Source organism: Salipiger sp. PrR007, from assembly GCF_010499845.1.
In the GTDB taxonomy this organism is placed as follows: domain Bacteria; phylum Pseudomonadota; class Alphaproteobacteria; order Rhodobacterales; family Rhodobacteraceae; genus Salipiger; species Salipiger pacificus_A.
Genome location: NZ_JAAGOZ010000012.1, coordinates 1 through 26,926 on the forward strand (window position 1 = coordinate 1; position 26,926 = coordinate 26,926).

The 26,926-nt window shown below is 68.2% G+C and carries 26 protein-coding genes, 1 tRNA gene and 1 pseudogene; 10 read left to right on the plus strand and 18 right to left on the minus strand.

Translation table 11 applies throughout. The features are described from left to right. From G0Q01_RS03935 to ybgC, 4 genes and pseudogenes are all read right to left on the minus strand, one after another. Nucleotides 1–364 (minus strand): annotated as a pseudogene (locus tag G0Q01_RS03935) (cell envelope biogenesis protein TolA); the annotation flags it as partial. A 10-nt stretch (nt 365–374) separates the two neighbouring features. Beyond that, entirely contained in the window at nt 375–869 is a 495-nt protein-coding gene (gene tolR / locus G0Q01_RS03940; protein ID WP_108967924.1) for a protein TolR, read from the minus strand. A 3-nt stretch (nt 870–872) separates the two neighbouring features. After that, the gene (tolQ, locus tag G0Q01_RS03945) at nt 873–1,568 is read right to left on the minus strand and encodes a protein TolQ (RefSeq protein WP_108967926.1); all 696 of its coding nucleotides are present in this window, start codon (nt 1,566–1,568) and stop codon (nt 873–875) included. A 295-nt stretch (nt 1,569–1,863) separates the two neighbouring features. Then, nucleotides 1,864–2,253: a tol-pal system-associated acyl-CoA thioesterase gene (gene ybgC, locus G0Q01_RS03950; RefSeq protein WP_164190550.1), complete on the minus strand. Its 390-nt coding sequence runs from the start codon at nt 2,251–2,253 to the stop codon at nt 1,864–1,866. A gap of 130 nt (nt 2,254–2,383) precedes the next feature. Here ybgC and G0Q01_RS03955 point away from each other — a divergent pair, with 130 nt between their 5' ends. Next, nucleotides 2,384–3,571, plus strand: a complete 1,188-nt coding sequence (locus G0Q01_RS03955; RefSeq protein WP_164190552.1) for an APC family permease — start codon at nt 2,384–2,386, stop codon at nt 3,569–3,571. Between the two features lie 43 nt (nt 3,572–3,614). Here G0Q01_RS03955 and G0Q01_RS03960 read toward each other — a convergent pair whose 3' ends face one another. Next, on the minus strand, nt 3,615–3,917 hold the full coding sequence (locus G0Q01_RS03960; protein WP_108967931.1) for an HNH endonuclease: 303 nt from the start codon (nt 3,915–3,917) through the stop codon (nt 3,615–3,617). 109 nt (nt 3,918–4,026) lie between these two features. Between G0Q01_RS03960 and G0Q01_RS03965 the strand changes: the two genes are divergently transcribed. Further along, on the plus strand, nt 4,027–5,217 hold the full coding sequence (locus G0Q01_RS03965; RefSeq protein WP_164190554.1) for a TIGR03862 family flavoprotein: 1,191 nt from the start codon (nt 4,027–4,029) through the stop codon (nt 5,215–5,217). Between the two features lie 93 nt (nt 5,218–5,310). Here G0Q01_RS03965 and G0Q01_RS03970 read toward each other — a convergent pair whose 3' ends face one another. The 3 genes from G0Q01_RS03970 to dgcN form a co-directional block, all read right to left on the minus strand. After that, entirely contained in the window at nt 5,311–6,171 is an 861-nt protein-coding gene (locus G0Q01_RS03970; protein ID WP_164190556.1) for a D-amino-acid transaminase, read from the minus strand. A 109-nt stretch (nt 6,172–6,280) separates the two neighbouring features. After that, nucleotides 6,281–7,246 carry an N-acetyl-D-Glu racemase DgcA gene (gene dgcA, locus G0Q01_RS03975; RefSeq protein ID WP_164190558.1) on the minus strand — a complete coding sequence of 322 codons (966 nt, stop codon included), beginning with the start codon at nt 7,244–7,246 and terminating at the stop codon, nt 6,281–6,283. A 90-nt stretch (nt 7,247–7,336) separates the two neighbouring features. Next, a complete protein-coding gene (gene dgcN, locus G0Q01_RS03980) occupies nt 7,337–8,338 on the minus strand; it encodes an N-acetyltransferase DgcN (protein WP_164190560.1) in 1,002 nt (333 codons plus the stop codon). Nucleotides 8,339–8,648: 310 nt separating this feature from the next. Between dgcN and G0Q01_RS03985 the strand changes: the two genes are divergently transcribed. From G0Q01_RS03985 to ilvD, 3 genes are all read left to right on the plus strand, one after another. Further along, the gene (locus G0Q01_RS03985; protein WP_164190563.1) at nt 8,649–9,608 is read left to right on the plus strand and encodes an L-malyl-CoA/beta-methylmalyl-CoA lyase; all 960 of its coding nucleotides are present in this window, start codon (nt 8,649–8,651) and stop codon (nt 9,606–9,608) included. 213 nt (nt 9,609–9,821) lie between these two features. After that, entirely contained in the window at nt 9,822–11,219 is a 1,398-nt protein-coding gene (rimK, locus tag G0Q01_RS03990) for a 30S ribosomal protein S6--L-glutamate ligase (protein WP_164213019.1), read from the plus strand. Nucleotides 11,220–11,435: 216 nt separating this feature from the next. Beyond that, a complete protein-coding gene (gene ilvD, locus G0Q01_RS03995) occupies nt 11,436–13,265 on the plus strand; it encodes a dihydroxy-acid dehydratase (protein WP_164190568.1) in 1,830 nt (609 codons plus the stop codon). 146 nt (nt 13,266–13,411) lie between these two features. Here the strand turns inward: ilvD and G0Q01_RS04000 are convergent, their stop codons facing one another. Together G0Q01_RS04000 and G0Q01_RS04005 are read right to left on the minus strand one after the other, a co-directional pair. Further along, nucleotides 13,412–15,238, minus strand: coding sequence for a GMC family oxidoreductase (locus G0Q01_RS04000; protein WP_164213020.1), 1,827 nt, complete (start codon nt 15,236–15,238; stop codon nt 13,412–13,414). A gap of 70 nt (nt 15,239–15,308) precedes the next feature. Continuing rightward, nucleotides 15,309–15,761, minus strand: a complete 453-nt coding sequence (locus tag G0Q01_RS04005; RefSeq protein ID WP_164190572.1) for an Lrp/AsnC family transcriptional regulator — start codon at nt 15,759–15,761, stop codon at nt 15,309–15,311. Nucleotides 15,762–15,833: 72 nt separating this feature from the next. Here G0Q01_RS04005 and G0Q01_RS04010 point away from each other — a divergent pair, with 72 nt between their 5' ends. Together G0Q01_RS04010 and G0Q01_RS04015 are read left to right on the plus strand one after the other, a co-directional pair. Continuing rightward, nucleotides 15,834–16,427 carry a LysE family translocator gene (locus G0Q01_RS04010; RefSeq protein WP_108967950.1) on the plus strand — a complete coding sequence of 198 codons (594 nt, stop codon included), beginning with the start codon at nt 15,834–15,836 and terminating at the stop codon, nt 16,425–16,427. A gap of 106 nt (nt 16,428–16,533) precedes the next feature. Then, on the plus strand, nt 16,534–17,496 hold the full coding sequence (locus tag G0Q01_RS04015) for an acetyl-CoA carboxylase carboxyltransferase subunit alpha (RefSeq protein WP_164190575.1): 963 nt from the start codon (nt 16,534–16,536) through the stop codon (nt 17,494–17,496). A 724-nt stretch (nt 17,497–18,220) separates the two neighbouring features. Here G0Q01_RS04015 and G0Q01_RS04020 read toward each other — a convergent pair. From G0Q01_RS04020 to G0Q01_RS04030, 3 genes are all read right to left on the minus strand, one after another. Further along, nucleotides 18,221–19,123, minus strand: coding sequence for a DUF1206 domain-containing protein (locus G0Q01_RS04020; RefSeq protein ID WP_108967954.1), 903 nt, complete (start codon nt 19,121–19,123; stop codon nt 18,221–18,223). Nucleotides 19,124–19,197: 74 nt separating this feature from the next. Further along, complete coding sequence (locus G0Q01_RS04025; protein WP_092423177.1) at nt 19,198–19,851, minus strand: GntR family transcriptional regulator; 654 nt, start codon at nt 19,849–19,851, stop codon at nt 19,198–19,200. Nucleotides 19,852–19,885: 34 nt separating this feature from the next. After that, nucleotides 19,886–20,578 (minus strand): M48 family metallopeptidase, encoded by a 693-nt coding sequence (locus tag G0Q01_RS04030; protein WP_164190578.1) that lies wholly within the window; start codon nt 20,576–20,578, stop codon nt 19,886–19,888. Between the two features lie 106 nt (nt 20,579–20,684). Between G0Q01_RS04030 and G0Q01_RS04035 the strand changes: the two genes are divergently transcribed. The 3 genes from G0Q01_RS04035 (at nt 20,685) to G0Q01_RS04045 (ending at nt 21,958) form a co-directional block, all read left to right on the plus strand. Continuing rightward, nucleotides 20,685–21,002 carry a TIGR02300 family protein gene (locus tag G0Q01_RS04035; protein WP_108967958.1) on the plus strand — a complete coding sequence of 106 codons (318 nt, stop codon included), beginning with the start codon at nt 20,685–20,687 and terminating at the stop codon, nt 21,000–21,002. 165 nt (nt 21,003–21,167) lie between these two features. Beyond that, nucleotides 21,168–21,243: transfer RNA gene (locus G0Q01_RS04040), tRNA-Ala, on the plus strand. Between the two features lie 169 nt (nt 21,244–21,412). Beyond that, nucleotides 21,413–21,958 (plus strand): AAA family ATPase, encoded by a 546-nt coding sequence (locus tag G0Q01_RS04045; protein WP_164190580.1) that lies wholly within the window; start codon nt 21,413–21,415, stop codon nt 21,956–21,958. 150 nt (nt 21,959–22,108) lie between these two features. On the opposite strand, the gene G0Q01_RS04050 is transcribed toward G0Q01_RS04045, so the two are convergent. Genes G0Q01_RS04050 through G0Q01_RS04070 form a run of 5 tightly spaced genes read right to left on the minus strand, consistent with a single transcriptional unit; the run spans nt 22,109 to nt 26,835 of the window. Next, nucleotides 22,109–22,723, minus strand: coding sequence for an ATP-binding cassette domain-containing protein (locus tag G0Q01_RS04050; RefSeq protein ID WP_164190582.1), 615 nt, complete (start codon nt 22,721–22,723; stop codon nt 22,109–22,111). After that, a complete protein-coding gene (locus G0Q01_RS04055) occupies nt 22,717–23,439 on the minus strand; it encodes an ATP-binding cassette domain-containing protein (protein WP_164190584.1) in 723 nt (240 codons plus the stop codon). Before G0Q01_RS04055 ends, G0Q01_RS04050 begins: the two co-directional genes overlap by 7 nt. Next, the gene (locus G0Q01_RS04060) at nt 23,436–24,293 is read right to left on the minus strand and encodes an ABC transporter permease (protein WP_164190586.1); all 858 of its coding nucleotides are present in this window, start codon (nt 24,291–24,293) and stop codon (nt 23,436–23,438) included. The genes G0Q01_RS04055 and G0Q01_RS04060 overlap by 4 nt, the downstream gene beginning before the upstream one ends. After that, a complete protein-coding gene (locus G0Q01_RS04065; protein ID WP_370457172.1) occupies nt 24,290–25,273 on the minus strand; it encodes an ABC transporter permease in 984 nt (327 codons plus the stop codon). Before G0Q01_RS04065 ends, G0Q01_RS04060 begins: the two co-directional genes overlap by 4 nt. After that, entirely contained in the window at nt 25,270–26,835 is a 1,566-nt protein-coding gene (locus G0Q01_RS04070) for an ABC transporter substrate-binding protein (RefSeq protein ID WP_164213021.1), read from the minus strand. The genes G0Q01_RS04065 and G0Q01_RS04070 overlap by 4 nt, the downstream gene beginning before the upstream one ends. Between the last annotated feature and the right edge of the window lie 91 nt (nt 26,836–26,926).

Sequence of the window (26,926 nt, forward strand, 5' to 3'; positions counted from 1 at the left end):
CGGCCCTACGGTGCTGTGACCGGGGCGCCCGTGTGGCGCGGGGCGCGGGACCGCGGCGGGTGGCGGCAGTGTCCGGCTCGGGCGTCGGCGCCGGCGGCTCGGGATTGGGCGCGGGCTCAGGTTCGGCGGGCTCCGGGCGCGCCGCGGGCCGTGCATCAGGCTCGGGCGCGGGCGGCGCGTCGATCTCCTGCGCCGTCTCGGGGGACTGCGCGGCACGGGTCAGCGCGGCGAACTCGGCCTCCGAGATCACCGTGACCGCCGAGGTCTCGACCTGCGGCGGATCGGGGCGGAACACGTTGCCAAAGATCGCCCAGAGGATCACGGCAAGGTGCAAACCGCCCGAGGTATAGAGGTTCCTGCGCAAGGGCGCTCCCTCAGTTGCCGGCCGCGGGGGCCGTGCCGTCTAGCGCCGGGCCACCGGCATCGGTCACAAGACCGATCGACGAAAAGCCGCCGCGGTTCAGCGCGCCCATGACCTTGGCGACGGTGTCATAGGGCACCGCGCCATCGGCGCGCAGGAAGATGCGGTCGTCGCTGCGCTCGGTGGCGATCGCCTGCAGGCGCGGCGTCAGCTCGTCCATCGGCACTTCTGTGGTCTGGATCATCACCATGCCATCGGCGGCGATGGTCACCGTCAGCGGCTCCTCGGCCTCGTTCGGCAACGAGGAGGCTGCCGTCTTCGGCAGCTCCACCGGCACACCCACGGTCAGCAGCGGCGCCGCGACCATGAAGATGATCAGCAGCACCAGCATCACGTCCACCATCGGCGTGACGTTGATCTCGGCCATGGGTTGACCCCCGCCGCCACCGCTGCGGCGACGCCGACGGCGGCCTCCGCCGCCTCCCTTTTTCATCACGCCCCCGGCCATGGATCAGGAGTCCAACTGGCGCGAGAGGATGGTCGAGAACTCGTCGGCAAAGGCCTCGTAGCCCGCGATAACGCGATCCGAGTCGGCCGAGAGCTTGTTGTAGAAGATCACCGCCGGAATCGCCGCGACCAGACCCAGCGCGGTGGCGAAGAGCGCCTCGGCGATGCCGGGGGCCACGACGACCAGCGAGGTGTCCTGCTGCTGCGCGATCTCGATGAAGGCGTGCATGATCCCCCAAACGGTGCCGAAAAGCCCGACGAAGGGCGCCGCCGAGGCGACCGTGGCCAGCACCGGCAGACCGCGCTGCAGATCCTCGGCCTCTTTCTGGATGGCGACATCCATCGAGCGGTCGATGCGCGCCGAGGCATTGGCGATCATACCGCCGTCGCCGCGATGCGAGCGCCGCCATTCGGTCATGCCGGCGGCAAAGACCCGCTGCGCCCGGCCGCGCGGCTCGGGGCCGATCTGGTCGAACAGCTCGTCCAGCGGCTCGCCCGACCAGAAGGCACGGTCAAAGACCGCGGCCTCGCGGCGCGCCTTGCGATAGGCGACGATCTTTTCAAAGATGATGGCCCAAGCCCAGACCGACGACAGGATCAGCATCAGCATCACCAGTTTGACGGTCAGCGTGGCGCGGGCGAAGAGCCCCCACATGGAGAAATCGATCTCCTGCGCGAGCGCGAGGGTATTTGCGTCCATAAGCCTGCTCTTCCTCATGGGCTATGAAATGGCCTCTGGTGCCGAGGCTCTGATTACCGGTCTGTGTAGCTGATTTGCAGGCGCATCTCCAACACATTGCCGTCATCCGCGCCGCGAGACCGGGGAAATCTCGCGGGAAGTCGCCCATTTCCGCTGGGGAAGGTGCAGGTTTCGCGGCGTCAACCCGCCGCGGCCGGCGCAAAGCACCTGTGCGGGAGCGGCCCCGCCCCCGTCCGCGCCTGCGCGCGCACTCCCCCAGAAAAATCACGCCTCGAAGAAAGTGCCGCCGCAGCGCTCAGTGCACCTGCCGGCGGATCGCGGCGGGCAGGCGCGCCGGGTGGCCCTCAGAGGTGATCGCCACCAGCGTCACCTCGGCGCGGAACAGCGGCTTGCCGTCGCGCACCACTTCCTGCGACAGACCCAGACGCACGCCGGAAACCGATTTCACCTCGGTGCGCACCAGCAGCTCCTCTTCGAAGCGCGCGGGACCGAGATAGTCCGCCTCGATCCGGCGCACCACGAAGACCAGCCCCTCTGCGACGCGCAGGGCGTTCTGGTCGATCCCGAGGCCGCGCACCCAGTCCGAGCGGGCGCGCTCAATGTACTTGAGATAGTTGGCGTGGTAGACGATCCCCGCCATGTCGGTGTCCTCGTAATAGACATGCACCGGAAACTCGTGGGCCATGCGCCGCTCCTTGCTGGTTGCGGCGCGAGCCTAGTGCGCTGAGGTCGCGCCCGCAACCTGCCGCCGGCGCCTGGAACGCCCCCTACCGTGACGCATTTCCTTTGGCGTTGTACGGGATTAACGTGCGGGCATGTTGACCTCCCTGATCCTCGGCGCTGCGCTCTGCACCGCACTCCTGCTGCTCTGGCCCCGGCTGTCCCGTGCCCGGCTTTGGCGTGCCACCGTCACCCCGCTCGCCTCGATCATCGGCAGCGGCTTTCTCGTGCTCGGCCCCATCCTCGAGAGCGCTTACGGCATCTGGGCGCCCGCCGTCATGGCGGCGCTCTGCCTCGGCGCCTGGCTCTTCGGCGCGGCGGTGCGCGTCAACATCGCGCGCCGCGCGCGCGGTCCACGCAGCCCCGCCGAGGAACGGCTGGAAAGCGGCGCCTCATGGGCGCTGGCCTTCGCCTACGTGATTTCGGTGGCCTACTACCTCAACCTGTTCGGTGCCTTCGGCACGCGTCTCACCCCCTGGAACGACCCGCTCCACGCCAAGCTTCTGACCTCCGCCATGTTCCTGCTGGTGCTGGGCGTCGGCTGGACCCGCGGCTTCTCGGCGCTGGAGCGGATGGAGCAGATCGCCGTAGGGCTCAAGCTCGCGATCATTGCCGGGCTCCTGGCCGGGCTCGCCGCCTATTTCTGGGACAAGGCCGAGACCGGGGCGCTGCTCGCCAACCCGCCGACGCTGACCGGCTGGGCGGCGCTGACGCTGGGCTTCGGGCTGATCGTCACGGTGCAGGGCTTCGAGACCACGCGCTATCTCGGGGCCGAGTACACTGCCCCCACCCGCATCCGCGCGATGAAACTGGCGCAGGGGCTCTCGGCGCTGATCTACATGGCCTATATCGGGCTTATCGCCTATGTCTTCCCGCCCGGCACCGGCGACGCCAGCGAAACCGCGATCATCGGGTTGATGGGACTGGTGGCGCCGATCCTGCCGCTGATGCTGACCGGTGCGGCGCTGGCGGCGCAGTTCAGCGCGGCGGTGGCCGACACCGGCGGCGCCGGCGGGCTCGTCGAGGAGCTGACCCGCCGCCGCATTCGGGTGCGCTCGGCCTATGCGCTGCTGGTCGGGCTGGGGCTGGCGCTGACATGGACGCTGGACGTCTTCGAGATCATCGCCTTCGCCAGCCGGGCCTTCGCGCTCTATTACGCGCTGCAGGCAGGCATCGCGGCCCTGGGTGCCCGGGCCGAAGGACAAACCCTCCGGGCGCGGAGCTTCGAGGCGCTGGCGCTGCTGGGACTGGTGATCGCCGTCTTCGGCGCGCCAGTGGAATAGGGCCGGTGGAATAGGACCGGTGGAATAGGACCGGGGCAGACACTCAGCGCTTTTTACGCCGCCCGCCCGAGCTGCGCGCATGGAAGGTCGGCGGGCGCTTGGCGACCCAGTCGAGAAACCCCGCCATGCGCGGATGCGCGCGCAGCGCCTCGGGGGTGTTGAACGCGCGCGCCAATTCGCCCTCGGTAAAGGTCGCGTGGATCTCGTTGTGGCAGATCTGGTGCAGCCGCACCACCGGCCCGCCCTTGCCGCCCTTCAGCCGCGGGATCAGGTGATGCAGGCTCTGCTTGGCCTCCGGCGGGATCGGACGCAGGCAGAGCGGACAGATGGGATCGCTCTCCTCCATCCGTGCAACTTGCGCCCAGCGCCGCCGCGAGGCAAGACGGAGGAATGCGACATAGGACATCCCCGCCCCCACACCGCCCGCACGCGGGCAGCCGTCCCGAGGCCGGGGCATGAGCGGCGCGCTGGTGATCGGCGGCGGCCCGGCGGGGCTGATGGCCGCCGACGCGCTGCTCTCGGCGGGGCACGCCGTGGTGCTGGCCGAGGCCAAGCCCTCGCTCGGGCGCAAGTTCCTGATGGCCGGCAAGTCGGGGCTGAACCTCACCAAGGCCGAACCGCTCGGGGAGTTCCTTGCACAATACGGCGCGGCCGCCCCTGCCCTGCGCCCGATGCTCTCGGCCTTCCCGCCCGAGGAGGTGATGCATTGGGCCGAAGGGCTCGGCCAGTCGCTCTTCACCGGCTCCACCGGGCGGGTCTTCCCGCACGGGATGAAGGCCTCGCCGCTGCTGCGCGCCTGGCTGGCGCGGCTTGATGGCATGGGGCTCGAGCGGCACATGCGCTGGCGCTGGACCGGCTGGGACGACGCCGCCGCCGGCGCAGTGCTGATGGACACACCCGAGGGCGCCTTGCGGCTGACGCCCGACGTCACCGTGCTGGCGCTTGGCGGGGCAAGCTGGGCGCGGCTCGGCTCGGACGGGCAATGGGCCGATATCTTCGCAGGCGCGGGCCTGCCGGTCACACCGTTCGCCCCGGCCAACGCCGGGCTCTGCGTGGATTGGTCGGCGCATATGAAGGCGCAGTTCGGCGCGCCGCTCAAGGGCGTGGCCTTCCATGCGGGCGCTCTGGTCTCGCGCGGCGAGGCGGTGATCTCGGCGCGCGGGCTCGAGGGCGGCGGGCTCTACCCGCTGTCCCCGGCGCTGCGTTCGGGGGCCGCGCTGACCGTGGACCTCTGCCCCGATGTCGAGCTGGCCACGCTCACCAAGCGCCTGTCCCGCCCGCGCGGCAAGCAGAGCCTGTCCAATCACCTGCGCAAGGCGGTGAGCCTCTCTCCTGCGGGCCGCGCCCTGCTGATGGAATGCGCCCGCCCCCTGCCCGAGGAGCCCGCCGCGCGGGCGGCCCTGCTGAAGGCGCTGCCGGTGCCGCACGAGGGCCTGCGCCCGATCGACGAGGCAATCTCGGTGGCCGGCGGCGTACCCTTCGCGGCGCTCGACGCGGGGCTGATGCTGAAGGATCGCCCGGGGGTCTTCGTGGCAGGCGAGATGCTTGACTGGGAGGCGCCGACCGGGGGCTACCTGCTGACCGGCTGCCTTGCGACCGGGCTCTGGGCCGGGCGGGCAGCGGCCGAGAGGCTGAACAGGGGCTGACCAAGCCCTGAGGCCCGCAACGGGCACCCCGAAGATGCAAAAGGCGCCGCCCCATTCGGAGCGGCGCCCTTCTTCAGATCACGCGGCAAGGCCTCAGACGGCCACCTTCATGCTTTCTTCGAGGTAGATCTCGCGCAGCCGCGCGGCGACCGGGCCCGGGGTGCCTGCGCCGATCTTTGCACCGTCGAGCTCGACCACCGGCATCACGAAGCTCGAGGCCGAGGTGACGAAGGCCTCGTCCGCCTGCTGGGCTTCCTCGACGGTGAAGCTGCGCTCCTCGACGACCATCTGCGCTTCCTTGGCAAAGCGCAGCACCGCGGCGCGGGTGATGCCGTGCAGGATGTCATGCGACAGCTCGCGGGTGATGATCTTGCCGCCCTTGACGATATAGGCGTTGTTCGACGAGCCCTCGGTCACCTTGCCGTCCTCGACGAACCACGCATCGTCGCAGCCGGCCTTCTTGGCGGCCATCTTGGCCATCGACGGGTAAAGCAGCTGCACGGTCTTGATGTCGCGGCGACCCCAGCGGATGTCCTCGAGCGAGATCACCTTGATGCCGGTCTTGGCAGCCGGGCTGTCGGCGAGGCCGGGCTTGTTCTGCGTGAAGAGCACCAGCGTCGGCTCGGTGGTCTCGGGGTCGGGGAAGGCGAAGTCGCGGTCACCGGCGGAGCCGCGGGTCACCTGCAGGTACACCAGACCGTCGGTGATCTCGTTACGCGCCACCAGCTCGCGGTGGATCGCCAGGAGTTCTTCCTCGGTGCAGGGCGCCTTCATGTCCAGCTCGTTCAGCGAGCGGGCGAGACGCTTGGCGTGGCCATCGAAATCGACCAGCTTGCCACCAAGAACCGAGGTCACCTCGTAAACCCCGTCGGCCATCAGGAAGGCCCGGTCGAAGATCGACACCTTGGCCTCGCTCTCGGGCAGGTACTCGCCATTGACGTAAACGGTGCGCATTGCAGCTCTCTCCATAATTCGCTGTGGGTCAGTTCCGCCAAAGCGGACCCGGGGTCAAGCCCGCACGGGCGGGCCGCCCCTCAAGTCGGTCATACCGGGTCGGGGTCGGTCAGCCCCAGAGCGCCGCCTCGGGGGCATGCACGCCCGCCTCGTCGTAGAGCATCGCGTGCGCGCGGTCCTCTCCGAGCAGCAGCGGCGCATCAAGGTCGACATATTGCGCGCCCTGCGCGACGATCACCGCCGGGGCCATGGCCAGGGACGAGCCCACCATGCAGCCGACGAAGATGCCGTAGCCCTCGGCCTTGGCGGCCTCGAGCAGCTCCAGCGCCTCGGTCAGCCCGCCGGTCTTGTCGAGCTTGATGTTGACGATGTCGTACTTGCCCTTGAGCTTCGGCAGCGAGGCGCGGTCGTGGCAGCTCTCGTCGGCGCAGATCGGCACCGGGCGGTCCATGCCCAGCAGCGCGTCATCTTCGCCCGCCGGCAGCGGCTGCTCGACCATGGCAACGCCAAGGCGCTGCAGGTGCGGCGCCAGCTCGGCGTAGACCTCGGGGGTCCAGCCCTCGTTGGCGTCTACGATGATGGTGCTCTCGGGCGCCCCGGCACGCACCGCTTCAAGGCGCGGCAGGTCCTCGGGGGTGCCCAGCTTGACCTTCAGCAGCGGTCGGAAGGCGTTCTTGGCCGCCTGCGCCTGCATCTCCTCGGGCGCGGCGAGCGAGAGCGTGTAGGCGGTCACCTCGGGCTGCGGCGCGGGCAGGTCCAAGAGCTCCCAGACGCGCTTGCCCGCGGTCTTGGCCTCGAGATCCCAGAGCGCGCAGTCCACGGCATTGCGCGCGGCACCCGAGGGCAGCAGATCCTGCAGTGCAGCGCGGGTGACGTCCTGCGGCAGCGATTTGATCTGCGCCTCGACGCTGTCGAGCGTCTCGTCGTAGCGCGCGTAAGGCACGCATTCGCCATAGCCGGTGAAACCGCCGCGGGTGATCTTGACGGTGATCACATGTGCCTCGGTGCGGCTGCCGCGCGAGATGGTGAAAACCCGCGCCAGCTTGAAGGTGTCGCGGGTGACCTCGATGCTCAAACCCTGCCCCTTTCATTGTTCCATAAATACGAACTCCCCGGCGCCGGACGCGCCGCCGCCGGGGATGATGTGGTCACTGTGCCAGAGGTCTCAGACCGCGGCCAGCGCCTCGACCAGGCGATCCGCACCGTGGCGGTAGGGGTCGACGCAGGGCAGCCCCAGGCTTTCCTCGACCTCGGCGCAATAGGCCTTGGCTTCCGCGTCGCCCATGTGCTGGGTGTTGATCGACACGCCGATCACCTTGCAATCGGGGTTGCCGACCTTGGCAAGCTGCAGCGCGGTGTCGCGCACCGCTTCCAGCGTCGGCAGCTTGTAGCCCGGCAGGCCGCGCATGTGGCTGCGGGTCGGCTCGTGGCAGAGCACCAGCGCGTCCGGCTGGCCGCCATGCACCAGCGCGAGGGTCACGCCCGAATAGGAGACGTGGAACAGCGAGCCCTGGCCCTCGATGATGTCCCAGTGGTCGGGATCATTGTCGGGGGTGAGGTATTCGATCGAGCCGGCCATGAAGTCGGCGATGACCGCGTCGAGCGGCACGCCGTCGCCGGTGATCAGGATGCCGGTCTGGCCGGTGGCGCGGAAGGTCGACTTCATGCCCTTCTCGCGCATGCAGGCGTCCATCGCGAGCGCGGTGTACATCTTGCCGACCGAACAGTCGGTGCCGACGGCCAGCAGGCGCTTGCCGGTGCGCTTCTCGCCATTGGCGATCGGGTATTCGACGGAAGGGATGCGCACGTCGTGCAGCGTCCGGCCGGTGGCCTTGGCGACAGCCTTGAGGTCTTCCTCATTGCGCAGCAGGTTGTGCAGGCCCGACGCGAGGTCGAAGCCCTCTTCCAGCGCCTCGACCAGGACCTTCTTCCAGGTCTGCGAGATCTTGCCGCCACGGTTGGCGACGCCGATCACCAGCGTCTTGGCACCGGCGGCCTTGGCTTCGGCAAGCGTCATGTCCTGCAGCCCGAGGTCGGCCTTGCAGCCGTCGAGGCGGAACTGGCCGACGCAGTTCTCGGGGCGCCAGTCCTTGATGCCCTGGGCCACCTTGGCGGCCAGGCCGTCGGGAGCGTCACCGAGGAAGAGGAGGTACGGCGTCTCGATCATTCTTGTATTCCCTGTGTTCGTGTACGTTATCCGGCAGGGCGTTTCCTGGGAGGCCGCCCGCTCGGTGGTGTCGGCGCTCAGTCTGCCCTGCATGGCACGCAAATCCGTCTCGAATTGCACGTACCCTCGCGCAACAACGCCAAAATTCCACGCATTTCGACGCCAGCGCCGAAGAATCGTGCATGCGTTGCGGACATCACGGAGGAGGCCTGCGCCGCAGCGCGGCAAATTTCGCTTGCGCAGCGACGCGCAACTTAATAACTCTCTGGATATCGAATATGTAACTTCATTACCCCAACGAGGTGCCTCCATGAGCTTTCGCATCCAGCCCGCCGCGCCTGCCCGTCCGAACCGCTGCCAGCTTTTCGGGCCCGGCTCGCGCCCGGCGATCTTCGAGAAGATGGCCGCCTCGGCGGCGGATGTGATCAACCTCGATCTCGAGGATTCGGTGGCGCCCTCCGACAAGGATAGTGCGCGCGCCAACATCATCGAGGCGACCCATGACATCGACTGGGGCAAGAAGACCCTCTCTGTGCGCATCAACGGGCTCGACACCCCCTGGTGGTACCGCGACGTGGTCGACCTGCTGGAGCAGGCCAGCGAGCGGCTCGACCAGATCATGATCCCAAAAGTGGGCTGCGCCGCCGACCTCTACGCCGTCGACGCGCTGGTGACCGCGGTGGAGCGCGCCAAGGGCCGCAGCAAACCGATTAAGTTCGAGGTGATCATCGAGAGCGCCGCGGGCATCGCCCATGTAGAAGAGATCGCCGCCGGCTCGCCCCGGCTCGAGGCGATGAGCCTCGGCGCGGCGGATTTCGCTGCCTCGATGGGCATGGCGACCACCGGCATCGGCGGCACGCAGGAGACCTATTACATGCTGCACGAGGGCGCGAAGCACTGGTCAGATCCGTGGCATTGGGCGCAGGCCGCCATCGTCGCCGCCTGCCGCACCCATGGCGTGCTGCCGGTCGACGGCCCCTTCGGCGACTTCTCCGACGACGAAGGCTTCCGCGCGCAGGCGCTGCGCTCGGCGACGCTGGGCATGGTCGGCAAATGGGCGATCCACCCCAAGCAGGTGGCGCTGGCCAACGAGGTCTTCACCCCCTCCGAGGGCGCGGTGACCGAGGCCCGCGAGATCCTCGCCGCCATGGAAACCGCCAAGGCCAAGGGCGAAGGCGCCACGGTCTACAAAGGCCGGCTGGTCGACATCGCCTCGATCAAGCAGGCCGAGGTGATCGTGCGCCAGTCCGAGATGATCGCAAGCGCCTAAGGGGCAAGCGCGCTGTCCCCGCGGGGACAGCCTCTCGCGGGGTCACTGCACCCCCCGGGTCCATCGCCCGAGTTGCCCTGCGCCAAAGCACCCCTACGTCACGCCCTGTCGATATGAGCGTTCCCCTCTGGGAGCGCCGCGTGCCGTATTGCGCCTGTCACATTGCGCGGATAGAGGCCGTCAATCCGACCCCGGCCCGCGAAGGAGGTAGACATGACGCAGTTCACGCTTGGATGGGAAGAATGGCTTGCCCTGCCCGGCCTTGGCCTGCCCGCGATCCGCGCCAAGGTGGACACCGGCGCGCGGACCTCGGCGCTGCACGCCTTTGCCATCGAGCAATTCGGCTCCTCCGACAAGCCGATGGTCCGTTTCGCGATCCACCCCGATCCCGCCGAGCCGGGGCTCGAAGTGATCTGCTCGGCCCCGCTCAGGGATCGGCGCGAGGTGACCTCCTCGAACGGCGAGACCGAGCTGCGCTTCGTGATCGAGACCGAGGTCGTCATGGGCGATCGCCGCTGGCCGATCGAGATCACACTCACCGACCGCGGCAGCATGGCCTACCGCATGCTGCTGGGCCGCAGTGCGCTGCAAGATGACATGGTAGTCTCTCCCAGCCAGCGCCTGCAGCAGCCCGAGCTCGATTTCGACGCCTACCGCGGCATCGCACGCGGCAAGCAGCACCGCCGCGCGCTGCGCCTCGCGGTGCTGACCCGCGAGCCGCACAACTACTCGACCCGCAAGCTGATCGAGGCCGCCGAGCACCGCGGCCACACCATGGAGGTGATCGACACCTCGCGCTGCTACATGAACATCCGCGCCGTCGGCGGCGAGGTGCATTACGATGGGCGCCGCCTGCCCCATTACGACGCGGTGATCCCGCGCATCGGCGCCTCGATCACCAGCTACGGCACCGCCGTGGTGCGCCAGTTCGAGAGCATGGGCACCTATTGCCTTGCCGGCTCCGAGGGCATCACCGTCTCGCGCGACAAGCTGCACGCGCATCAGGTGCTGGCACGCCACCGCATCGGCATGCCGACCACCGCCTTCGCCCGCAGCCCCAAGGATTCGGGCAACCTGATCGACTTGGTGGGCGGCGCGCCGCTGGTGCTGAAGCTGCTGGAAAGCAGCCAGGGCAAGGGCGTGGTGCTGGCGGAAACCCCCAAGGCCGCCGAGAGCGTGATCTCGGCCTTCCAGGGGCTCAAGGCCGACTTCCTCGTGCAGAGCTTCGTCAAGGAAGCCGCGGGCGAGGACATCCGCTGCCTCGTGGTCGGCGGCAAGGTGGTCGCCACGATGCGCCGCCGCGGCAAACCCGACGACTTCCGCTCGAACCTGCATCAGGGCGGCACCGCCGAGCCGGTGCGGATCTCGAAAACCGAGCGCGAGGTGGCGATCAAGGCCGCACGGGCGATGAAGCTCGACGTGGCGGGGGTCGACCTGCTGCGCGGCGCCGACGGGCCGAAGGTGCTCGAGGTGAACAGCTCGCCGGGCCTCGAGGGCATCGAGAAGGTCTCGGGCAAGGACATCTCGGGGCTGATCATCGAGCACATCGAGACCAAGGTCGCGCCGAAGCCGCCGCGCCCGAAGAGCCGGGGCAAGCGCATCGCCGGGTAAGCCCCGGCAAGGCGCGCCGGGCGAGCACACTCAGACGCCAAACGCGACGCGAGAAATTACATTCCTCACCCGACCAGGGGGAACTTTAGCGAAGCGCGAACGTCAGATTACGCAACCTTCTTGCGTGATGCCGCGCCGCGGCATCCCCGGACCCTTGCCGCTGGCCCGCATGGGCGCTAAACACCCCCGGTAATCCAAACTCCGAGGGGATGCCCAATGCCTGCCTATCGCTCCCGCACCACCACACACGGCCGCAACATGGCCGGCGCCCGCGGCCTGTGGCGCGCCACGGGCATGACGGATGGCGACTGGAACAAGCCGATCATTGCCATCGTGAACAGCTTCACCCAGTTCGTGCCCGGCCACGTGCACCTGAAGGATCTGGGCCAGATGGTCGCCCGCGAGGTCGAAAAGGCCGGCGGCGTCGCCAAGGAGTTCAACACCATCGCGGTGGACGACGGCATCGCCATGGGCCACGACGGCATGCTCTACTCGCTGCCCTCGCGCGAGATCATCGCCGACTCGGTGGAATACATGGTCAACGCCCATTGCGCCGATGCCATGGTCTGCATCTCCAACTGCGACAAGATCACCCCCGGCATGCTGATGGCCGCCATGCGGCTCAACATCCCCGTTGTCTTCGTCTCGGGCGGCCCGATGGAAGCGGGCAAGGTCGAGTGGGAAGGCACCGAGAAGGCGCTCGATCTGGTCGACGCCATGGTCGCCGCCGCCGATGACAAGTACACCGACGCGCAGGTTCAGGCGATCGAGGAAGCCGCCTGCCCGACCTGCGGCTCGTGCTCGGGCATGTTCACCGCCAACTCGATGAACTGCCTGACCGAGGCGCTTGGTCTGTCGCTGCCGGGCAACGGCTCGACGCTGGCCACCCACTCGGACCGCCAGCGCCTGTTCGTTGAGGCCGGCCACCTGATCGTCGATCTCGCCAAGCGCTACTATGAACAGGACGATGCCACCGTGCTGCCGCGCTCGATCGCCACGGTGAAGGCCTTCGAGAACGCCATGACGCTCGACATCGCCATGGGCGGCTCGACCAACACCGTGCTGCACCTGCTCGCCGCCGCGAACGAGGGCGAGGTGCCCTTCGACATGTCCGACATCGACCGGCTGTCGCGCAACGTGCCGGTGCTGTGCAAGGTCGCGCCCGCCAAGGACGACGTGCACATGGAAGACGTGCACCGCGCGGGGGGCATCATGTCGATCCTCGGCCAGCTCGACCGCGCCGGGCTGCTCGACAGCTCGGTGCACACCGTCCACGCCGAGACCATGGCCCATGCGCTTGACCGCTGGGACGTGACCCGGACCAACTCGGAGTCGGTGCACGACTTCTTCCGCGCCGCCCCGGGCGGGGTGCGCTCGACCACCGCATTCTCGCAGTCGATGCGCTACGACACGCTCGATCTCGACCGTCAGGCGGGCGTGATCCGCGAGGCCGAGCACGCCTTCTCCAAGGATGGCGGGCTGGCGGTGCTCTACGGCAACCTCGCCGAGGACGGCTGCATCGTGAAGACCGCGGGCGTCGACGAGTCGATCCTGACCTTCACCGGCCCGGCGCGCATCTTTGAATCGCAGGACACCGCGGTCAGCGCGATCCTCACCGGCAAGGTGCACAAGGGCGACGTGGTGCTGATCCGCTACGAAGGCCCGCGCGGCGGTCCGGGCATGCAGGAAATGCTCTACCCGACCTCCTACCTCAAATCGAAGGGCCTCGGGAAGGACTGCGCGCTGGTCACCGACGGACGTTTCTCGGGCGGCTCCTCGGGCCTGTCGATCGGCCACGTCTCGCCGGAAGCCGCAGAGGGCGGCACCATCGGCCTCGTGGAAGAGGGCGATCTCATCGAGATCGACATCCCCAACCGCAAGATCAACCTCGCCGTCGACGACGCGGTGATCGCCGAGCGCCGCGCCGCGCGCGAGGAGAAGGGCTGGCAGCCCGAGGAGAAGCGCAAGCGCAAGATCTCCAAGGCGCTGAAGGCCTATGCCGCGCTGACCACCTCGGCCGCCAAGGGCGCCGTGCGGCAGATCTGACCCCGGCTGCGCCCGCGCAGTGTCGAACGGCCGTCCCTGCCGGGGCGGCCGTTTCTCTTTGTGGCAGGGGTCCTGGGCGCTCTGGCCGCGTCCGCGCCGCGCGCGGCCTCGCAGGGGTATCTCTGCCCGAAAGAAAGCGCCGCGGATCAGGCGGCGGGCAGCGACGGCCGCGGCTCGGGCTCGGCGGGGGGAGCGGTCCCGTCGTCCGGGGCCTGCACAGGGGCGGCGGGCGTCTCGGCGATGGGCGGCGCCTCCGCCTGCGCAGCCACATCCTCCGCGGCGACCTCGGCGATCTCATCGCCGGTCTCCGCGGCGGCCTCGAGCTCTGCCTCCGCCGCGATGTCGCCGTCGCGCTCGGCGGCGTCGGAGAGGATGAACTCCGCCGCGCGCAGCGCCGCCGCCATCACCGGGGCGAGCGTGCCGCCCGCCGGCACCTCGGGGAAGATCGAGGCGTCGCAGACCCGAAGCCGGTCGATGCCGCGCAGCCGCAGCCGTGTGTCGAGCGGGTCGAGGTCGTCTGGCCCCATGGCGCAGCTGCCCACCGCGTGGCCCGCCGAACGGCCGTAGCGGCGATAGAGATCGAGGATGTCATCGTCGCTTTTGGCCCATGCCGAGATCACCGTCTCCCCCTCGACGAACTCCGACAGCGCCGGGCGCCGGGCCAGTTCGCGCAGCCGGCGCAGAACGGCGATGGCGCGGGTGCGGTCGCGCTCGGTGGCGAGGTGGTTGGCCTCGATGCGCGGTGCCATGTCGGGATCGGGTCCGGCGGCAAAGACGTAGCCCGAGCTCTCGGGCCGCAGCGCGTGGCCGGTGAGCCGCATGCCCGGCTCGGTCTCGAGCCCGCCAATGCCCGGGACCACCTCGTGCGAATGGCTTGCAGCGGTGATCATGATGTCAGGCGGCTCGGCGGTCTTCTGCGAGCTCAGGAAGCCCACCAGTTCGGCCCCGCCCTGGCTCATCACCCCGCTGCCGGACAGCAGGTAGCGCAGCGCGTTGATCCAGAGCCGCCCGCCGCTGTAGGCGCGGTTGTCGCTGTCGCGCCAGTGGCGCAGCCGCCAGTTGGTCGCCAGCATCACCTGATCGCGCAGGCCGCGGCCGATGTTGGGGCTGTGGTGCCTCGTCTCGATCCCCGCGCGGCGCAGCGCCATGCCGTCGCCAATGCCCGAGAGCATGAGGATCTTCGGCGTGATCACCGCGCCGGCGCAGAGGATCACCTCGCCGCGGCTGCGGAACAGCAGCTGGGCGCTGCCGCGGCGCCCCTCGATGCCATAGGCGCGGCCCTCGTCGATGAGCACCCGGTCAACCCGCACCCCGGTCTCGATCCTGAGGTTTGGCCGGTCCTTGGCACCGCGCAGGAAGGCGGTCCAGGCTGTGACCCGGCGGCCCTTGTCGTCGAGGGTCCAGGCGGCGGGGCCAAGCCCATCGGGGTCGGCCTCGTTCGGGTCCTCGCGCTGGCGCCAACCCGACTCCGCCCCGGCCTGCATCACCGCCTGCATCAGGGGCCGCAGCGGCTCGGCCAGCCGCAGGGACACCGGACCGCCGCGGCCGCGCAGCTCGCTGCCGCCAAAGGCATGGTGCTCGAGCCGGCGCAGGGTGTCCGACATTTCGGGCCAGTCCCAATCCTCGCTGCCGGTGATCTGCGCCATCCGCGCCCAATCCGCCGCGCCGCCGCGCAGCCAGAGCATCGCCCCGACCGCGCTGGTGCCACCCGGCATCCGCCCGCGCAGCCAGCGTTCGGCAGGCCCCCGCGCCCCGGGCTCGACATGGTAGCGGTAGACCCGCGAGGGATCGCGCAGCAGCCAGCCCGAGGCCCCCGGCACGCTGCTCGCCCAATGCCCGCCGGCACCCTTGCCCTCCTCGAGCAGGAGCACACGTGTGTCGGGGTCCGCCGACAGCCGTTCGGCCAGAACGCTGCCCGCCGCCCCTGCCCCGACGATGATGTAGTCGAATTCGCCCGCCTGCGCCTCGGTCATGATCCGGTCAAACTTTTCCGTTTTCGTCCGGCGCCCCGAAGGGAACCGGTGCCGTCCGATTCGGGCGCGCTCAGGCTCTGTCGTCCTTTGGCGATCCCATCACCACATAGGAGGTTATGGCGCTTACCTGCGGCAAGGTGCCGAGCACCTCCGTGTGGAACTCCTTGTAGGCGGCCAGATCGGTCACCTCGATGCGCAGAAGATATTCCACGTTCCCGGTAATATTGTGGCATTCCTTCACTTCGGGGGCGCGGGTGATCACCCGCTCGAAGGCAAGCTGCGATTCCTTGGTGTGCACCCCGAGCCCGACGGTGACATAGGCGACAAAGCCGATGCCGGTCTTCTCGGGGCTGAGCACGGCGCGGTAGCCGCGGATCACCCCCGACTTCTCCAGGGCCGCCACCCGCCGCAGACAGGCCGAGGCCGAAAGCCCCACCCGCTCGGCCAGCGCGAGGTTGCTGATCCGCCCGTCGCGCGCAAGGACACGCAATATCCGGTCGTCTATGTAATCAAGGTCGCTCATAACTTGCGATAAAAGCCGCAATACGCCGTTGATTGCAATCTTTCTCCATCTCAAACGGGTAAGTCTTGCGCCATGACACAGGACCTTCTCTTCGCGCTGGCGGGCTTCGCCTTCGTCACGGTGATCTCGCCGGGGCCGAACAATCTCATGCTGCTCGCCTCGGGCGCCAACTTCGGCCTCGCGCGGACAGTGCCGCACATGCTCGGCGTGGCGCTCGGGTTCCCGGCGATGGTGCTGCTGGTGGGGCTCGGCGCTATGCAGGTCTTCGAGGCCTTTCCGCTCGTGCGCAGCGCCCTTACCGTGCTGTCGGTGCTCTACATGCTCTGGCTGGCGTGGAAGATCGCCCATGCCGCCGCTCCGGGCGAGGCGCAGGCGGGGGCGCGGCCGATGGGCTTTTTGCAGGCCGCGGCCTTTCAATGGGTGAACCCCAAGGCCTGGTCGATGGCGCTGGGGGCGATCACCCTCTACGCGGTCAGCCGCGACCTGCCCGCCGTGCTCTTGGTGGCGGGCACCTATGTCGCCATGGGCGCGATCTCGACCACCACCTGGACGGTGCTCGGCGGCAGCCTGCGCCGGGTGCTGAAGAGCCCCGCGCGCTTGCGGCTCTTCAACTGGAGCATGGCCGCGTTGCTGATTGCCTCGATGCTGCCGGTGCTTCTGGGCTGAGCCGCACCCGCCGCCAAGGGCCCGCAGATGTGGCAATCGAGCTTGCTTTGTTGCATCCGCGCGCCTTCGAGGCCATATAGGCCGCGACCAACAAGAGTGCCCGAGCATGACGCATTATCTCGACTTTGAAAAACCCCTCGCCGAGATCGAAGGCAAGGCGGAAGAACTGCGCGCCATGGCGCGGAAGAACGAAGAGATGCATGTGGAGGACGAGGCGGCCGCGCTCGATCGCAAGGCCGACGATCTGCTCAAGGATCTTTACAAGAAGCTGACCCCCTGGCGGAAGTGCCAGGTGGCGCGGCATCCTGACCGTCCCCATTGCAAAGACTACATCGACGCCCTGTTCACCGAGTACACGCCGCTCGCCGGCGACCGCGGCTTTGCCGACGACCACGCGGTGATGGGCGGGCTTGCCCGGTTCAACGACAAACCCGTGGTCGTGATCGGCCATGAAAAGGGCAATGACACCCAATCGCGCATCGAGCGCAACTTCGGCATGGCCCGCCCCGAGGGCTACCGCAAGGCGATCCGCCTGATGGAGATGGCCGACAAGTTCGGCCTGCCGGTGATCACCCTCGTTGACACCCCCGGCGCCTACCCGGGCAAGGGCGCGGAAGAGCGCGGCCAGTCCGAGGCGATCGCCCGCTCGACCGAGAAATGCCTGCAGATCGGCGTGCCGCTGGTGACCGTGATCATCGGCGAGGGCGGCTCCGGCGGCGCCGTGGCCTTTGCCACCGCCAACCGCGTGGCGATGCTCGAGCATTCGGTCTATTCGGTGATCTCGCCCGAGGGCTGCGCCTCGATCCTTTGGAAGGACGCCGAAAAGATGCGCGAAGCCGCCGAGGCGCTGCGCCTCACGGCGCAGGACCTGCTGAAGCTGGGCGTCGCCGACAAGGTGATCCCCGAGCCGCTCGGTGGCGCCCACCGGGCGCCTGCGGATGCCATCGCGGCGGTCGGCAACAACATTGCCGCCCTGCTCGAGGAGATGGACGGCATGAAACCGGCGGAGCTGATCAAGGCGCGCCGGCAGAAGTTCCTGTCGATGGGCTCCAAGGGCCTCGCGGCCTGATCCCAGGCCGCGCCCGGCAACGGGCGGGCCAAGCGACAACCGATTTGAAATGCCCCGGCCTGCTTCTCTTCCGCAGGGCGGGGCATTTTGCTTTGACGGCGATGGATGAAGCCCGCCGCGCATCGAATTGGCATCGCGGTGGAATTTCGCGTGCAGCGACGGCGCAAATCCGGCTTGCGAGAGGCTGTGCGAACCGCTGCCGCCTTGGGCGGACGGCACAAGCCGCCGATTCCGAACCGCGCTGTTTTCCTACGCAGGCACAGGACGTTTTCCTACGCAGGCACAGGAATCGCGGAAATCCCTGTAATTCTGCATAGATAGAGCCCCGAACTGAGTTTCAGAATGCGCCGCACCGCGACTCGAACCGAGGACAATACGGCAATAAAGAGGCTTCCAGCTTTGCATGATTGTCAGCTGAAAATTATTTGCTACCGCAGCCTCTTTCGGAATAAACGCCGCTGAACCACGGTCAAACCTGCTGAATTTCCGCCTTAATTATTTCTCAACAATTTCGAAGTCCCTATTCCTGACACATACTTCAGGGATTCAACAAGACCCTTTTCCGAAAAACCACGGATGGTCATGAGGGGCCGCCCTCATGAGATGCGCTCTCCTGCCCTGTCAAATGCCCATCCGGGAATGTTTTTCCCGACTTCTTCACGCGATGGATGACGCCCCGTGGGGCCGCCTCGCAGCGGCCCCGACGTCGCAGGCGTGCCCGCCCTTATCCCGTCGCATTCTCCGCAGCCGCGCGCAGCCGCGCGCCCAGCGACTCGATCCCGCGGTCCGCCGCCTTGGGAATGATCCGGTAGCCCGCATTGACGAAGCAGAACAGCGAGAAGCCCAGCAGGCCGAGGCAGAGCAGCCCCACGAGCACCCGGCCATAAACCTGCCCCTGCAGCCAGTCGAAGGCCGATCCCAGCCCGCCGGCCTCGGAGGCGTTGGCCTGCAGCGCCGCGTAGCAAATCAGCATGCCGATGATGCCGATCACCACGCCCTGCGCGGCCAGCCCTGCCTTCAGGGCGCCGTTCATATGGGTGGTGACGCTGTTGGCGCGCAGGTGGTTGCGATATTCCTCGGTCATCGCCTTGTGCAGGTAGTACACCCCTGCCCCGATGGTCAGCAGCCCGGCCACGCCCACGGCGAGCTGACCGCCCGGGTTCTGCAGCACCGTATCCAGCATCTGCCGTCCGCTGCTGCCGCCGCTCCGGCCGATGAGCAGCGTCAGCGCCAGCCCCCCGATGCCGAGATGCGCCGCCCCGGTCACCAGCATGCCGGCGCGGGCGACGAGCCCCTTGGCATCGCGGCCGTAGGCCTCGAGATCCCAGATGCAGTCGACCAGCCGCCAGAGCGCATAGGCGAACATGCCGAGCGCGATGAGCACGATCACCGCCGTGCCCCAGCCTCCCTGCAGGCTCTGCATGGCCTCCGAGGTGCCCTCTGCCTGCCCACCCCGCAGCATCGACCAGAGCGAGACACCCGCCACCACGAGGTAAACCAGCCCGCGCCCGGCGTAGCCGGCGCGCATGATCGGAATCGACCAGGCAAAATCCTCGGGGTTCACATCCTCCAGCCGGCGGGCGCGGCGCGAGTCGGGCTTGAGCGAAAGAGAGTCGGCGAGGGTCATGGCGGGCTCCGGGGCTGGCTGAGGGATATCCCCTCAATGCCCCTCCCCCCGCCAGGGTTCCCCGGCAGCCTGTGTCAGGTGGCGAGCATCCGCAGCCCCTGGGTGACGTCAGAGCGCACCGCCAGCCGCAGCCCCGGCTCGTCGCCGGCCTTGAGCGCGGCGATCATCAGCCGGTGATACTGCGGCGCCTCGGTGCGGCGCAACCGGCCGTAGAGCTTGCGCATGGTCGGCCCGAGCTGCAGCCAGACGGTCTCGGTCATCGCCAGCATCGCCGGCGCCTGCGCCCGCAGGTAGAGCGTGCGGTGAAACTCGAGATTGGTGCGGATGTAGCCCACCGCGTCGCGCGCCTGGATCATCTCGGAGATGGTGCCGTTGATCGTCTGCAGCCGGTCGATCAGCGCCATGTGGGCCCGCGGCAGAGCGCGCGAGGCCAGCTCGACCTCGATCAGCGCGCGCAGCGCCGCCAGCTCCTCGATCCGCTCGTTGGACAGCTCCGGCGTCGAGACCCGGCCCGAAGAGGACATGGACAGCGCCCCCTCGGCGACCAGCCGGTTGATCGCCTCGCGCGCGGGGGTCATCGAGACATCGAACTCGCGACCGATGCCGCGCAATGTCAGCGACTCGCCCGGCGCGATCTGCCCCAGCATGATGCGCTGGCGCAGCCCGCGGTAGACGCGTTCATGGGCGGAAAGGACGATATCGGAGGTGCGGGGCTGGGGCTGGATCATGATCCGCGCAATCTCCGACGCGGCGCGGGCGGCGTCAATCGCCGAAACGATAGCGATGCAGCGAAGCGCCCTCGACCTGCAGCCAGCGGCGCGCCGGGCGCCAGTCGCCGTAGAGCCGCTCGACCACCGCCCAGAACGCCGGCGAGTGGTTCATCTGCGCCAGATGCGCCACCTCATGCGCCGCGACGTAGTCGAGCACCTCGGGCGGCGCCATGACCAGCCGCCAGGAATACATCAGCCCGCCCTCGGCGGTGCACGATCCCCAGCGCGAGCGCGTGTCGCGCAGCGTCAGCCGGCTGTAGGGCAGCCCGAGCGCGGCGGCGTGGCGGTCGGAGGCCGCGGCCAGCCGGTCGCGCGCCTCGGCCCGCAGCCAGCCCACGAGCCGCGCGGGCACCTGCTGTGCCGCGCCGGGCACCTCGAGCGCGCCGTCAACGCGTCTCACGCTGCGCCCCTGCCCCGGACGGATCTCATGCGCCCGCCCCTCGAAGGGCAGCCGCGCGCCAAGGCCCACTGCCACGTCGGCACCCCGGCTTTCGAGGTGGCCGCGCAGCCAGCCCTCCTTCTCGCGCAGGAAGCCGATGGCCTCGGCCTCGGGCAGGCGCCGCGGCAGCGTCAGCGTCACCCGACCGTCGAGCTGCGAGAGTCGCAGCGACAGCCGCCGCGCCTGCGCGGAGCGTCGCAGGGTGACCGAGATCGGCGGGTTGCCCGGAAGGGTGATCTGCCCCATTTTCTGCGCCTCTGGACTGCTTGGGCCAAAAGTTTTGACACTCCCCTTGTGTTATGGCAGAGGCTTCAGATTGTCGACCGTACAAGCCAGCTGAAGGGGACCACCCATGCCCAAAGAAGAATGGGGCACGAAGCGCATCTGCCCGACCACCGGGAAGCGTTTCTACGACCTGAACAAGGATCCGATCGTCTCGCCGTACACCGGCGAGGTGCTGACTCTCGATACCGGCAAGCGCACCATGCTGTCGGCGGACCAGCCGGATGGCGCCCCGCGCCGTGCCCAGAAAGAGGAGTCGGAAGACGTCGATCTGCTGGAAGATGATGTCGAGGTCGAACTCGATGACGATGATGTTCTCGACGATGACGAGGATGACAACGTCTCGCTCGACGAGATCACCGACGTTCCCGGCGATGACGACGAGTAAGCTTTGAAGTTTTTTCTGCGGGCGGTCATTTTTTCGCTTGAACCCGCCCGCAGCATCCCATAGATCACGCCGCACAGCGCCGGAGACGGCGCGGCGGACACCGCTCCGGACCGAAGCCGAAACGCTCTGAAGAGCACGACGGACAAGGCAAAGAGCACCGCGATTGGGGCCTTAGCTCAGCTGGGAGAGCGCTTGCATGGCATGCAAGAGGTCAGGGGTTCGATCCCCCTAGGCTCCACCAATCCTCCACTTAAAAGCACCAGATAGGTCTGCCTTTTTCGTCAGAGGATTTGCCTCTGCCGCGCAGACAGGTGATGTTTTCCCTGCGAAGATTCATGCTGCTTTGATCCGCGCCTTCGGGCGTGTTGATCCCGTCGCAGCCCTTCCCCCTTCACAACCGAGGATGGCCCATGAGCGACCGTTTCTTCGTCGTGACGGGCGGCCCAGGTGCGGGCAAGACCAGCCTGATCACCGAGCTTGCCCGTCGCGGCTTCCACACGATCCCAGAATCCGGCCGCGCGATCATCCGCGAGGAGATGCAGAGCGGCGGGGACGCCCTCCCTTGGGCGGACCGCATGGCCTATGCCGAACGGATGCTGGAGCAGGACCTCCGCGCCTACAGCGCCGCACAGGCGCTCTCAGGCCCGGTGATCTTCGACCGCGGCTTTTCCGACACCCTAGGCTACCTGACCCTCTGCGGCCTCCCCGTGCCGACCCACGTCACCGCAGCAGCCAAGGCAGCCCGCTACAACGCCCGCGTCTTCCTTGCGCCCTACTGGGACGAGATCTTCACGCAGGATACCGAACGCACGCAGACCCGCGCCGAGGCCGAAGCGACCTGCGCCGTCATGCGGGAGACGTACACCGCGCTCGGATACAAAACCACGGAGCTGCCGCGCGCCGACATTGCAACACGCGCCAGCTTTGTATGTGCGCACTTGGCGATCCGACCGTAATCTCGAGATGGACGGAGAAGCTGCCAAAGCGGACAAACCGCGCTTTTGCCTCAGCTGCTCAGTTTGTGCTGCGACTGCGACGCTGTCCGGGAGGAAGGGCGAAGCTCCCCCTTTCGCTGCGTCACGCACGAACGGTCGCAGTTGGCAGGCCTATCTGTTGTCCTGACTGTCGAGCACCAAGCTTGTGCTACAAAAACGGGACCTCAAGCCATTGCTGTGAGACACAAGGAGCAATGATATCCGTCGCTGGCGGGTCAGATCGAGCAGGGCCCTCAGAAGCAGATCCTGCTCGATCGCATCCAATTGGCTGGTGATTTCGTCACAGATCAGAACCCGTAGACGCGGGTGGAACAGGCGCGCGAGGGAAACCCTCGCCAGCTCTCCCCCCGAAAGTTGCGTCGGCCGTCGGTTTAGCCACGCGTCGCGTATGCCGAGCGCCGCAAGCACCTCGGGGTCCGGGACCATGCCGTTTTCCAAGACCTTGCGCACGTGCCAGCGGGGATCGACCGCCAGCTCGGGGGATTGGGGGGCGTACTGCACCGGGGCCGGGAGCCCCGGTCTTGCCGTTTCGAGCCTTGCTCCGTCGAGCAGAACCTCGCCGTAATCGGGCACCGACCGGCCCGCAAGGATCCGGCAAAGGGTCGTCTTGCCAGAGCCCGATGCTCCGCCAACGCCCATCACCTCGCCCGGGGAGAGCTTAAGGTCAACGCCGGTCAGGATCTGCCGATTGCCATAGGCATGGCGCAGGTCGCGGGCGGTCAGCATTGAGCATCCGGCGAAAGCTGCGCATCCCACAGCGCTTGTGAAAAGGCTTTGCGCAGGAGGCTACCGGTCCCGGCAAATGCGGCTTTCGGCGCCGTTTCGACTTGCCTGCCCTCTCGCAGGATGACGATACGTGACGCGATCCTCACCAGACCGATCAGGTCGTGCGAAATCACCATTACCCCTCGCCCGGCAGCAGCCAGATCGGCCAGCAGCGACAGGACGCGGGCCGCGGCGGCCTCGTCCAGCCCGACCGTCGGTTCGTCGGCGATGATCCAGTCCGCGCCTGTGGCCAGTGCCGTGGCCAGAAGCACGCGGCGCGCCATGCCGCCCGACAGCTCGTGCGGGTAGAACCGGGCCGTGTCCGGCGGCAGGCCGACACTGGCCAGCGCGCCAGTCACATCGGCGGATCGCTCTGCAAGGCGGGCGAACCGCTGGATCTGGCGGCCGACCCGCGCCAGCGGATCCAGCGCATCCAGCCGCTGCGGGGCCAGTGCGATCGTCCGGGGGCGGACTGGATTGCCTGCAATGGTGATGTGGCCTGTCCGGATGGCGTTCGGCGGCAATGCTCCGACCAGAGCCTCGGCGACGAGGCTCTTGCCCGCGCCGGAGGTGCCGGTCAGCCCGACGACCTCGCCGCGATCCAGCGACAGGGATACGCCCTCCAGAACCGGGCCGGTCGGAAAGGTCACAGCCAGGTCTTCGATCCTAAGGGTCATGCCATGCCTCCCGCCGGATCCGTCAGCCGGCGCAATGCCTCGCCGAACCGTTCGAAGGTTACGGCGACCAGCATCAGACCAAGGCCGGGCGCGGCGGCAACCCACCAGTGTCCCGCCATGATCTCGCGCAGGCTTTCGGACAGCATCACGCCGATCGACGGCAGGTGCGGTTCGATCCCGAGGCCGATGAAGCTGAGCCCTGCCTCGTGCAGGATCGCATGGGGGAAGATCACGATGAAACCGGCGACGATCTGCGGCACGAGGTGCGGCACGAGGTGATGCCGGGCGACCCAGCTCCGCGACCGTCCCAGCGCGCGCGAGATTGCCACGTACTCCGACGTGGCGATCGTCTGTGCCTCGTGTCGCAGGACGCGCGCGAGGCGCGGCCAGTGGGTCAGCGCCACGGCGACGATCACACCTGTCGTGCCACCGCCCGTGGCAAAGGCAACCATGATCAGCAGCACGAAGTGCGGCAGTCCGAGCGCCAGTTCCGTCAGCATCCCGACCGCGTGATCGGCGACGCGCCCGAAGGTCGTCGCCAGCCCCAGCACTATCGCCACGAGGGTCGATGCGCCCGCCGCCAGAAGCCCGACCTGCACGCTTTGCGCAAGGGCTGCCAGGGTGCGGGCGGCGATGTCGCGGCCCAGCAGGTCGGTGCCCATCAGATGCGTCCGCTGCGGTGGCAGCGCACGTGCGGCCGCGTCGACCGACAGGGCACCCTCGGGCAGCAGCGCGGCCCCCGTCAGCACCGCGCCCAGCAGCACCAGCGCGACGAGACCCTGTCGTTGCGCCCGGCGCTCCGGAAGCCGTCGGCCCGTGGGCACGACTAGGATCCGCTCGGCCGCTTTGCTCATGCGGGGCGCCTCAGTCGCGGGTCGGCCAGCCGGGCGGCGATGTCGGCCAGCAGGTTGCCCGCGAAGACAAACAGCAGCGTCGCGAGCCCAATCCCCATCAGAAGCGGCGCGTCTGCCCCCGTCGCCGCGCGCACGGTGGCCTGCCCCAGGCCTGGCCAGGCGAAGACGGCCTCGGCCAGGACCGAGCCTCCGAAGATCTCTCCCGCTCCGGCGAGGTGCAGGGTGAGCGCGACCCCGGCCGCGTGGCGCAGGCCGGGTCCAAGTGCCAGCCGCAGGGGCGTCGCTCCATGGGTCGCAAGGTGGTGTGCGGCGGGGCTGTCGAGGAAGGCGATCAAGCTTTGCCGGGTGTGCAGCACCAGCGGCGCAATGCCCACGACCGATAGGGTGACGACCGGCAGGACCATGTGACGCCAGCGATCCGCCAAAGTGATTTCGGTGGCCAGTTGTCCGGGAGGCATCGCGCAGCAGGCGGGCAGCCAACCCAGCCCGACGGCAAAAACGGCGACCAGCAGGATTGCCACCCAGAATCCCGGGCTTGCCGCCAAGGCAACGGCAAGCGTGCGGATCACACGATCGGGCCAGCGCCCGCGCATCGCAGCCGCCGTCAGGCCCAACAGAGTGCCCAGCACGAAGGACAGCACAAAGGCCAGCCCGACCAGCGCCAGCGAGGCAGGCAGGCGCGTGGCGATGACCTGCGTCACGGGCGCGTTGAAGGTGATGGATTGCCCCAGGTCACCCTGGGTCAGCTGACCGAGCCAACTGGCAAATCGTTCGGCTGCCGGTCGGTCCAGACCCCAGGCGGCGGCGATGGCGTCGCGCTGCTCCGGGCCGATCTGCGAGCTGCGGCCGCCCACATAGGCTTGCACCGGGTCAATGGGGGCAAGCGAGATCAGCGTGAACAGCCCGACTGCCGCCAGCGGCAGCAGCCAGGTCAGCCGGACCAGGCGTCCGGCCAGCAGGGTCGGCAGCCATGCCCTCACTCGCAGGTCCAGCGCCAGGACGGCAGGTCGTGGGTGATGGGAAAGCCGTGGCCATGGGGGTGGATCTGAAGCGGCCCCAGGTCCAGGCAATCAGAGACCCAGTAGGAATGTTCGAGGTTGACCATCCAGGCCCATGTTGCATCGCCCTTGGGTCCGAAACCCGTCTCGCCGTCCCAGGCCGCTGCCTTCCACTCGCCAAGAGATGCGTCAAAGCTGCTCGCGGCCTCGGCAGCCTCGAGGCGCGCATCGACAGCCGGGTTCGCATAGTGACCGGTGTTGTAATAGTCGACACCGGCATAGTCGCCATGGTGCAGGTAGAAAAGCTCGGAGGGGTCATGCGCGCCCCAGCCGAGCACAACGACCTGCGAATGCATCAGCGCCCCGATCTCATCCCAGCTGCTGCCCGTCGGCTGGGCGTCGATGCCGATGCCGCGCAACTGTTCCGACGCGCCCAGAGCCAGCGCCTGGCGCGTGCTGTCGCTGGCGGGGTAAAGCACCCGGAACGCAGCGCGCAGACCGGCCTTCTCGCGGATGTCGTCCCCGTCGGTATCGCGCCATCCCGCCGCCTCCAGCGTGGCCATCGCGGCGGTCGGGTCATTTCCGGGGATCGCGGCCTCGGGGTTGTCCCAAGGCAGGCCGTCAGCGGGACCCATGGCAGGGCGACCGTGACCGTTCAGGGCCAGCGCCACCAGCGCCTCGCGGTCGAGGGCCTGGTTTACCGCGACACGAATGGCCCTGTCCGCCGTCACATCGTTTCCGATCGGCGTGCCCGCATCGGTCGTGGCGCCAGTGTCTGGCAGCATCGGGAAAGCCAGCCCCCGGTTGTCGACCGTCTCGACATGAAGCACGGCCAGTCCCGAGGGGGCGGCATCCGCCATGGATGGCGGCACGGCCACGACGTCCGCTGCCCCCGTCCGTGCCAGCGCCTGCCCGGCCTCTTCCGAGCCAAAGACAAAGCTGACACGCTCGAAGGCGATCTCGCCACCATGCCAATAGGGGTTCGGTTCGACCAGCAACTGCTCGCCCTCGCGCCATTCGACCATCTGGAAAGGCCCGGAGCCCACAGGCTGCCGGGCATAGCCTTCACCATAAGTCGCAGCCGGCACGACGCCGAGCGTGGCAAGGCGCGAGACGAAGGTGATCCGCGGTTCGGTCAGTTCCAGCTCGACTGTCAATTCATCAAGGACGCGGGCTTCCTTCAGAACGGTCAGGTCGGCCAGCCCACCGGCCGCTCTGGCCGTGTTGTAGGTAAAAGCGACATCCTCGGCCGTCAGCGGCGTTCCGTCCGAGAACCTGGCGTCGCCGCGGAGGCGCAGCCGCCAGACACGCCCATCTCCCGACAGGGTCAAGTCGGTCGCGAGGTCTCCAACCAGAGTGAGCTCGGCATCGTAGCGCAGCAGGGTCGACTGAAAGAGCGGGTTGCCATAGTGGCCCCAACCCATGATCGGATCGAAGCCGCCGTCGGGCTCGCCGCCGATCGCCAGCACAAGAGGCCGCGCTTCGGTGGGCGCAGGCAGCAGAAGCGAAGCTGCGAGCGCGAGGGGTGTCAGTGGACGGATCATGGCGCCTTTGAGTATGAAAAACTTTGCGATATTTCATACTCCGGCTCCCGGCAGTGTAAAGTGCCAGCCCGCTTGCGCCTCGGTTTCTTAG

Bases quoted from the DNA above. Each gene is read 5' to 3' on its own strand.
- tolR (WP_108967924.1), bottom strand. From the start codon at position 869: ATGGCCGGGGGCGTGATGAAAAAGGGAGGCGGCGGAGGCCGCCGTCGG.
- tolQ (WP_108967926.1), bottom strand. From the start codon at position 1,568: ATGGACGCAAATACCCTCGCGCTCGCGCAGGAGATCGATTTCTCCATG.
- ybgC (WP_164190550.1), bottom strand. From the start codon at position 2,253: ATGGCCCACGAGTTTCCGGTGCATGTCTATTACGAGGACACCGACATG.
- G0Q01_RS03955 (WP_164190552.1), top strand. From the start codon at position 2,384: ATGTTGACCTCCCTGATCCTCGGCGCTGCGCTCTGCACCGCACTCCTG.
- G0Q01_RS03960 (WP_108967931.1), bottom strand. From the start codon at position 3,917: ATGGAGGAGAGCGATCCCATCTGTCCGCTCTGCCTGCGTCCGATCCCG.
- G0Q01_RS03965 (WP_164190554.1), top strand. From the start codon at position 4,027: ATGAGCGGCGCGCTGGTGATCGGCGGCGGCCCGGCGGGGCTGATGGCC.
- G0Q01_RS03970 (WP_164190556.1), bottom strand. From the start codon at position 6,171: ATGCGCACCGTTTACGTCAATGGCGAGTACCTGCCCGAGAGCGAGGCC.
- dgcN (WP_164190560.1), bottom strand. From the start codon at position 8,338: ATGATCGAGACGCCGTACCTCCTCTTCCTCGGTGACGCTCCCGACGGC.
- G0Q01_RS03985 (WP_164190563.1), top strand. From the start codon at position 8,649: ATGAGCTTTCGCATCCAGCCCGCCGCGCCTGCCCGTCCGAACCGCTGC.
- rimK (WP_164213019.1), top strand. From the start codon at position 9,822: ATGACGCAGTTCACGCTTGGATGGGAAGAATGGCTTGCCCTGCCCGGC.
- ilvD (WP_164190568.1), top strand. From the start codon at position 11,436: ATGCCTGCCTATCGCTCCCGCACCACCACACACGGCCGCAACATGGCC.
- G0Q01_RS04000 (WP_164213020.1), bottom strand. From the start codon at position 15,238: ATGACCGAGGCGCAGGCGGGCGAATTCGACTACATCATCGTCGGGGCA.
- G0Q01_RS04005 (WP_164190572.1), bottom strand. From the start codon at position 15,761: ATGAGCGACCTTGATTACATAGACGACCGGATATTGCGTGTCCTTGCG.
- G0Q01_RS04010 (WP_108967950.1), top strand. From the start codon at position 15,834: ATGACACAGGACCTTCTCTTCGCGCTGGCGGGCTTCGCCTTCGTCACG.
- G0Q01_RS04015 (WP_164190575.1), top strand. From the start codon at position 16,534: ATGACGCATTATCTCGACTTTGAAAAACCCCTCGCCGAGATCGAAGGC.
- G0Q01_RS04020 (WP_108967954.1), bottom strand. From the start codon at position 19,123: ATGACCCTCGCCGACTCTCTTTCGCTCAAGCCCGACTCGCGCCGCGCC.
- G0Q01_RS04025 (WP_092423177.1), bottom strand. From the start codon at position 19,851: ATGATCCAGCCCCAGCCCCGCACCTCCGATATCGTCCTTTCCGCCCAT.
- G0Q01_RS04030 (WP_164190578.1), bottom strand. From the start codon at position 20,578: ATGGGGCAGATCACCCTTCCGGGCAACCCGCCGATCTCGGTCACCCTG.
- G0Q01_RS04035 (WP_108967958.1), top strand. From the start codon at position 20,685: ATGCCCAAAGAAGAATGGGGCACGAAGCGCATCTGCCCGACCACCGGG.
- G0Q01_RS04045 (WP_164190580.1), top strand. From the start codon at position 21,413: ATGAGCGACCGTTTCTTCGTCGTGACGGGCGGCCCAGGTGCGGGCAAG.
- G0Q01_RS04050 (WP_164190582.1), bottom strand. From the start codon at position 22,723: ATGCTGACCGCCCGCGACCTGCGCCATGCCTATGGCAATCGGCAGATC.
- G0Q01_RS04055 (WP_164190584.1), bottom strand. From the start codon at position 23,439: ATGACCCTTAGGATCGAAGACCTGGCTGTGACCTTTCCGACCGGCCCG.
- G0Q01_RS04060 (WP_164190586.1), bottom strand. From the start codon at position 24,293: ATGAGCAAAGCGGCCGAGCGGATCCTAGTCGTGCCCACGGGCCGACGG.
- G0Q01_RS04070 (WP_164213021.1), bottom strand. From the start codon at position 26,835: ATGATCCGTCCACTGACACCCCTCGCGCTCGCAGCTTCGCTTCTGCTG.